This window comes from Imhoffiella purpurea, assembly GCF_000585215.1.
Classification (GTDB): Bacteria; Pseudomonadota; Gammaproteobacteria; order Chromatiales; family Chromatiaceae; genus Imhoffiella; species Imhoffiella purpurea.
In genome coordinates this window covers 36,638-42,838 of the sequence record NZ_AONC01000085.1, presented here as the reverse complement: position 1 = coordinate 42,838, position 6,201 = coordinate 36,638, and the positions used below count along the sequence as shown (strand labels likewise).

The 6,201-nt window shown below is 64.3% G+C and carries 4 protein-coding genes; 3 read left to right on the top strand and 1 reads right to left on the bottom strand.

Features of this window, described 5'->3' with window-relative positions; translation table 11 throughout:
- Positions 1 to 164 precede the first annotated feature (164 nt).
- The 3 genes from D779_RS20165 (at position 165) to D779_RS20155 (ending at position 5,462) form a co-directional block, all read left to right on the top strand.
- Positions 165 to 2,360 (top strand): DUF1156 domain-containing protein, encoded by a 2,196-nt coding sequence (locus tag D779_RS20165; protein ID WP_043757974.1) that lies wholly within the window; start codon positions 165 to 167, stop codon positions 2,358 to 2,360.
- Between the two features lie 64 nt (positions 2,361 to 2,424).
- Positions 2,425 to 3,375 carry a hypothetical protein gene (locus tag D779_RS21390; RefSeq protein WP_232424257.1) on the top strand — a complete coding sequence of 317 codons (951 nt, stop codon included), beginning with the start codon at positions 2,425 to 2,427 and terminating at the stop codon, positions 3,373 to 3,375.
- 410 nt (positions 3,376 to 3,785) lie between these two features.
- Positions 3,786 to 5,462: an aspartate:alanine exchanger family transporter gene (locus tag D779_RS20155; RefSeq protein ID WP_043757973.1), complete on the top strand. Its 1,677-nt coding sequence runs from the start codon at positions 3,786 to 3,788 to the stop codon at positions 5,460 to 5,462.
- A 24-nt stretch (positions 5,463 to 5,486) separates the two neighbouring features.
- On the opposite strand, the gene D779_RS20150 is transcribed toward D779_RS20155, so the two are convergent.
- Positions 5,487 to 6,191, bottom strand: a complete 705-nt coding sequence (locus D779_RS20150) for a DUF3313 domain-containing protein (RefSeq protein ID WP_052348325.1) — start codon at positions 6,189 to 6,191, stop codon at positions 5,487 to 5,489.
- Positions 6,192 to 6,201 lie beyond the last annotated feature (10 nt).

Here is a 6,201-nt window from a genome sequence, read left to right as displayed (position 1 = left end):
CCCTAATACCGTGGGGCCGCGTTAGCGACCCCTTGCCGCTTTGAGCGGCTCACGAATTCAAAGCCCCCGGCTTTGCCGGGGGATGGTTACTCCGGTATGCTCGAATTCCTTTACGCCCCTAAGTCGCTCGGTCATCAAAGCGACGAGGAATCTGCCAGACCTTCATGAGCATCGAGCACGACTTCGACGTTTCCTTCGTCGCCTCCCTGGCGCTTCGCGAAAAGCAGATCCAGCAGAATTACCGCCCCATCATCGCCGTCCATAAATGGTTCGCACGTCGCCCCGGGACCCTGTTCCGGGCGCTGCTGCTCTCGGAGCTCGGCGATCGGCCTCTGGCGGAGACCTTTTACCAGAGGAACGATTTCCCGGGGATCAGGGTTCTGGATCCGTTCATGGGCGGTGGGACACCATTGATCGAAGCCAACCGCGTCGGCTGCGATGTTCAGGGCTTCGATATCAACCCCATGTCGACCTGGATCGTGCGCGAGGAGCTGGAGCATATCGATCTGGGTGCCTACGCGGAGGCTGCAGGCGAGCTGACCCGATCCCTCGCCGAGGCGGTGGGTGACTATTACCGAACCGATTGTCCCCGCTACGGCGATCCGGACTGTCCGGTCAAGTATTTCCTCTGGGTCAAGATCCTGGATTGCGATGCCTGTGGGCGGCAATTCGACCTATTTCCAGGCTATCTGCTCGCCGAGAATCGTCGCCACCCCAGGAATGTCCTCGTATGCCCCGCATGTGGCGAGCTGAACGAGGTCGATGACCGCAAGCATCCAGGTCTCTGCGCACACTGCCGCTCGTTGCTGCAGGTGGCGGGACCCGCAAAGCGCAACCGATGCGATTGCCCGCACTGCGGTCATACCAATATCTATCCAAGGCCGGCAGAGGGACCTCCGCGTCACAGGCTCTTTGCGATCGAGTATTACAACCCGGCACGCAAATCGCTCCATGAGGGGCGCTTCTTCAAGAAGCCTGACGCGCGAGATCTTGCGCGTGCCGATGCCGCTACGGCGTGCTTCGCCTCGCTCGAGCCGACGTTCGTTCCCGATCAGCCTATCCCGTCGGGAGACGAGACCGACCGATTGCACCGCTGGGGCTATGGTCGCTATCGCGATCTCTTCAATCCCCGACAGCTATTGGCACTGGAACTCGGCTGTCGCCACATCGCCGCCGTCGGCGATTCTCGCCTGCGCCATGCCCTGGCGACCAACCTGTCGGACCTGCTGCGATACCAGAATATGCTCTGTCGCTATGACACCATGGCGCTCAAGTCTCTCGACATCTTTTCGGTCCACGGCTTTCCGGTCGGTCTGGTGCAGTGCGAGTCCAACGTGCTCGGCATTCGCAACGGCAATGGACTGGGTGTCGGCTCAGGCGGCTGGGTCAACATCATCGACAAATACACCAAGGCCAAGCGTTACTGCGACACACCGTTCGAGGTACGCCAGAAGGGCGGACGCAAGGTTCAGGTTCCGATCGAGGGGGAGTGGATCGGAGAGCGGCGCGATGGGGCGAGGTCGCGTGCCATCGGCTTGCACTGTGCGAGCTCGACCGAGCTCGAACTGGCGGATGCGAGTCTCGACGCGGTTTTTACGGATCCCCCATACTTCGGCAATGTTCAATATGGCGAGCTGATGGACTTCTGCTACGTCTGGCTGCGTCGTCTGGTCGGCGGCGAGGCTGAGGGGCTCGAACGGGAGTCGACCCGCTCCTCGCACGAGTTGACCGGGAATCTCACCCAGGATCGCGACCTCGGTCATTTCGCTGCGGGGCTCTCGGCCGTCTACACCCGCATGGCACGCGCCCTCAAGCCCGGTGCCCCGCTGGCCTTCACCTATCATCACAACCGAATCGATGCCTACTATGCGGTGGGTATCGCGATCCTCGATGCCGGTTTGGTGTGCTCCGCCTCGTTGCCGTGCCCGGCTGAGATGAGCGGTTCCATTCACATCCACGGTACCGGATCCTCCATCGTCGATACGGTGCTCGTCTGTCGTACCACCGGCAAGATGCGCCGTCAGTGGCTGTTCGATGGTCCGAGTGGTCTCGCAGCCATCGTTGCCGAAGACCTTTCTCGGCTTACCCTGGCAGGGCGCGTACCGACGCAGGGCGATACGCGCTGCATCGTCTTCGGTCATCTGACTCGAATGGCGATTTGGAATCTGAGGGGTGTTTGGAATCGCGAGCGGCCGATGGCCGACAAGATCGCGGCCTTCGCCGAGACAGCGGCAGGGTTCGGGCACCTGGATGAAGTCATGGCGCTGCTGGACGAGCGGAAGGTCGCCGAAGACCGGCCGCCACCCTACACCGAGGAGATTTCCAGCCGGGGAGAGCCGTTCGATGCCATTCCCTTTTGAGGTCGACTTCGAGGATATCACCCGGGATATCGATCACTATGTCGACCAGGTCTTCTCATGTCTGGTGTCCGAGTTCCTGGTCATGCCGAAAGGGCCTGGCTTCGTCGAATTTCCCGTCTTCGAGGCGGGCTACGAAGCGCTCAAGCGGGCAACCAATGGCTTCGAGCGAGTGACGCCCGATGCGATCGTTTCAGCCGTCTACGAGACTCCGATCGCCCTGATCGTTCTTCGCTGCATATTGGGCTTCACCCCACCCGAGTGGGCCTACCACGCGACCCGGCATACTGGAGTCGAGATCGCTCAGAGTGCGGCACGCAGCATCGACCGCAAGATCCGCATGAATCCGACGGGGCCGCTGAAGCGTAGCGAGGGTGTGACGGATGCCCGTATCCGGGCGTTGATCGAGGATGCCTGCGACATTCTGCATGGCGGGGCGCCCAGCGTCCCCGAGGATCGGCTTCATCGCATCGACAAGGCGGATACCGCCGCCGGTCTGGTTGGCGTGCGCTCGTTCGCCGATCTCGTCGCGCCCTATTCCGTTCTGCTCTACGAACGTTTCCTGGGACGCCCATTCGCCGGGCATCGCGATTCCATCAGCGAATTGGTCGGCAACATCGTCGAAAACGCCATAGAGGATGTTCTCACGCGCGCCGGTATCAGCTACCGCAAGACAAAACGTGCTGAGCGTCTGCCTGGTTTCGACCAAGCCCCCGATTTCGTGATACCCAACGAGATCAATCCTCAGATCGTCATCGAGGCCAAGCTCACCGAGGACGACGGTACGGCTCGCGACAAGGTCACGCGAGTACAGCACCTGGGTGCGCTCAGTCTCACCGGACGGTCGCCGGACGATCCGAAATTCGAGGTTGTCGCCTGCATTGCCGGTCGCGGCTTCGGCGTGCGCCGGGAGGATATGAAAAAGTTGATCCTGGCGACCCGAGGGAAGGTGTTCACGCTCCAGAATATGCACCAACTCGTCGAATCGACGCGGTTGAGGGAGTACCGTTCGCGATAGTCGACTGAATTTACACGGCTCAAGCGGAGGCAGGGTGCCTGTTTGCTCGGCCTCGCCCGGTCGGCATCGCGTGATGCCGATTCTCGATATGCCAGTCAGGCGACCCGGTTGCGCTCGTCCCCCACCAGAAATGCATCGATGTTGGCCGCGATTTCGTCCACCACTCGGTCAGCGTGGCGCCGACGGGGCGGGTGCCTCATCCTGCCATTCGATCCAGGTCGCCGAGGGTGGGGCTGGCTGCAGATCCTCGAAGCTCTCTCCGCTCCCGGCGGCGACGCTCCATGGCGCTCCGGGTGGGTCGGGGCCTGTCTCCTGTCTGAGTCCCCGGAACCGTCTGGCTCGGGCTCTGGTAGAATCGGCCCTCACCGATCTGCGGTCGCGAACCGCCGTTCCCCGCTCAGGAGCCGGACATGGAGATCGACATCCTCGCCCTTCTCGGGGAGAACCCCATGCTGTTGATCTTCACGGTCATCGGCTTCGGCTATCTGCTGGGCGACATCCGCATCGCGGGCGTCCAGGCGGGGCCGGTCATCGGCGTGCTGCTGGTGGGTCTGCTCTTCGGGCATCTGGGCTTCTCGCTGCCGGCCGGGGCCAGCAGCTTCGGCTTCGCGCTCTTCATCTTCGGGGTCGGGATCCAGGCCGGACCGACCTTCTTCAGCGCCTTCGCCGCGGACGGGGCGCGCTACATCGCACTCGCGGCGGTCGTCGCCATGACGGCCCTGGGGCTGAGCATCGCGCTCACGCATCTGCTCGGACTCGAGCATGGCTTCGGCGCCGGACTTCTGGCCGGCGCCCTGACCAGCACGCCCACCCTGGCCGGCGCGCAGGACGCGGTCAACAGCGGTATCGCCGCCGTGCCCGAGGGGCTCAGCCGATCCCAGGTGCTCGAAAACATCAGCGTCGGCTATGCCATCACCTATGTTTTCGGGACGGTCGGGATGATTCTCGCCGTGCGCTTCTTTCCCCGTCTCGCCGGCATCGATCTGCGCGCAGAGGCTGCCAAGCTGGCCCGCGAGCGTGGTCTGGGGCGGGGCCGGCGCGGTGGTGGCGCCGGCAGCCTGCCGATCGTGCGCGCCTATCGGATCCCCGATGGATTGGTCGGCAAGACGGTCGAGCAGATGCGCTCCGAGCACAGTGGCGAGCGCCGGGGCAAGGCGCTCAAGCTGAGACGCGGAGATCGGCTGCAGGATGTCACCCCGGATCTGGTCGCCGAGGCGGGAGATCGGGTCGCCATGATCGCCGGCATCCCGGATCACCAGCGGCTGCGCGAACTCGGCTTCGAGGAGGTGCTCGATCCGGACCTGCTCAACTACCAGGTGACCACCCGCGAGATCATCGTCACTGACCCCAAGACCGTCGGCAGAACCCTCAAGGAGCTCGATATGCCGGCCGAGCACGGCTGCTTCGCGACCCGGCTGACGCGCGCCTCCATCGATCTGCCGCTGAGCTCGGAGCTGCCGCTGCAGAAGGGCGACCGCCTGGAGGTGGTCGGGGAGCGGAGCAATCTGCTGGGTCTGGCCGAGCGTTTCGGCTATATCGAGCGTGATATCGAGAAGACGGATCTGGCGACCTTCGCCTTCGGCATGATCGGCGGCATCCTGCTGGGGCTGGTCAGCCTGGTCTTCGGCAATCTGGCCTTCGGGCTCGGCACGGCCGGCGGACTGCTGATCGTGGGCATCCTCGTCGGCTATCTCGGTTCGGTCATGCCCACCTTCGGCCGCGTCCCGGCGGCCGCGCGTTTCGTGCTGATGGAGCTCGGGCTGATGCTCTTCATGGCCTCGGTGGGTGTGAACGCCGGCGGCGGCGTGGTAGAGGCGATGACCAGCGTGGGTCCGCTGATCATCCTCGGCGGCATCCTGGTGACCCTGCTGCCCGCCCTGGTCGGTTACCTCTTCGGCAGCCGGGTGCTGGGCCTCAATCCGGCTCTGCTGCTCGGCTCGATCACCGGCGCCATGACCAGCACGCCGGCCCTGAACGTCGTTACCGAGGCGGCGGGCAGTGCCGTGCCCGCCCTCGGCTACGCGGGCACCTACACCTTCGCCAACGTCCTGCTCACCTTCGCGGGGACCATGATGATGGTCCTGTAACAGGGCTCGCGAGGATGCGAGCCGCTAGCCGCCCCTCGGCCGAACGAGCTGCTCCAGGTTCGGGAGCGCGGCGGCGGCGAGTTCGTCCACCAAGGGCTTGACCGTCTCCAGCGTGATTCGGTCCTTGCCGGCGATCTTCTGCAGCTTGGCCGCGGCGCCCGAGCCGACCTTCACCTGCTGCGCCAGGAGCTCGCCCGAGACGCTGTCGAGCAGCTCGCTTTCGCCGACGATGAAGGCGCGTTGCGGGGTGCCGGCGACGGCCCGCTTGGCCATGGTGGCGGCGAGCGCGATGGGAACGTATTGATAGGGTGCGAGCCCCTCGCCCTGGGCGGCGACGCCGCTGATGGCCGCGCGCAGACGCACGGCACCGGGTTGGGGCCGGTTCACCAGGACGAAACGCTTGGCGAGCTCTCGCTTCAGCGCCTGGTTCGCATAGGCCAGGATCCTCTCCAGCTCCTCGCGGCTCACCTGTTCGGTCGGTCTAGGCTCCGGATAGAGCCTGAGCGGTTCGAGCAGGATGGCGTCGTAGCGCTCGGGCGCCAGGCTCGGGCTGATCCAGGTGCGGACCGGATTGCCTTGCCGGTCCTGGGTCCATTGCAGATTGGAATAATCCTTCAGGAAGCCCGAATTCTGCTCTCCGAGCGTCTTCTGTGTCCCCTGACTCGCGCAGCCGGCCAGCACGAGCGCCGCCAGCATGGCGCCGATCCTGATTCCCGTCGAGACCTTCATGGCTGATTCC